The sequence below is a fragment of the Gelidibacter salicanalis genome (assembly GCF_007997285.1).
GTDB lineage: Bacteria > Bacteroidota > Bacteroidia > Flavobacteriales > Flavobacteriaceae > Gelidibacter > Gelidibacter salicanalis.
Genome location: NZ_VORX01000022.1, coordinates 1 through 954, shown reverse-complemented (window position 1 = coordinate 954; position 954 = coordinate 1). Strand labels below are relative to the sequence as shown.

General features: G+C 34.9%; 2 protein-coding genes. One reads left to right on the top strand and one right to left on the bottom strand.

Annotated features, from left to right (window positions below):
- A partial coding sequence (locus tag ES711_RS16425; RefSeq protein ID WP_211363148.1) for a hypothetical protein occupies positions 1 to 224 on the top strand: 224 nt, incomplete at its 5' end.
- A gap of 44 nt (positions 225 to 268) precedes the next feature.
- Here the strand turns inward: ES711_RS16425 and ES711_RS16165 are convergent.
- A complete protein-coding gene (locus ES711_RS16165; RefSeq protein WP_146894344.1) occupies positions 269 to 694 on the bottom strand; it encodes a hypothetical protein in 426 nt (141 codons plus the stop codon).
- Positions 695 to 954 lie beyond the last annotated feature (260 nt).

The following is a 954-nucleotide window of genomic DNA, read 5'->3' as shown; positions in this document are numbered from 1 at the left end:
TACATTCCAACCAGAATTACGCTCGAGCTTATAAGCATCAATTTAAAATCGGTCTTGCAAAGAGCACTATCCAAGATACAAAACGTTACCTTAAAGTGATTATTTTTTTTGGGAGAAGAGAGGAATTGGGCACAACGTTTCGTGTATGGGCAGTGGCGTGGTTCGTCACGGACAATTGCAAACAGGTACTTGTCAGAGGAAAATCCGCAGGATTTTCCAAGTAGGCAAGGACAAGCCATTGCTTATGCACATTGTTGTGGTGTCGTTTTTAATATTCGTATAAAATTGTTTCTTCAGAATTCGTAATGTTTAATTGGACTCGGTTTCCACCAACTTGTAAATTTGAAATATCAAAGGTCAATTCTTTTGTTACTATTGCTAAACAATCTTCCCCATTTTTTAATGACAATCTTAAATTCCTCTGAGGTGGATTTGATTCCACAATATCTTCTGAATCGATTAATTTTATTTCCCAAGTTTCTCCACTACAACCACCCGAACTAAAATTAATTTTCAAACAGTTATCGTTTATTTCTAAACTGTTAATCCCTAAGGGGTCTGATGGGGCGGTTTCATATTGATTCTTGTTTATTATAGTTTTAAAATTACAGTTATTTTGATTTCCGTTATCGTCATCATTTGAACAGCTAAAAAATGCTATTCCGATTAATATTAATATTAGTGCTTTTTGCATTTTAATATATTTTATTTTTACAGTAGATTAGGATTTTATCGAGTGGTTGCTCCAAATGCACCACAACGTGTTGTGTAAGAATAGTTGCGTGGGTTAAGCACCTAAAATAACAAAAATAAACCGGGCCTGTGGAAATTCCGCAGGAATTTCCAAGTAGGCGAGAACCAGCAATTATTTTTACACAGTGTTGTGGCCAGGTTATCACTTTTACAGACTTCAAAAAAAGTAAATGACCTTAAAATTCAGCCGAAAATACGGTT

Excerpts from the sequence above, each read along its gene's own strand:
- ES711_RS16165 (WP_146894344.1), bottom strand. The coding sequence starts at position 694 with ATGCAAAAAGCACTAATATTAATATTAATCGGAATAGCATTTTTTAGC.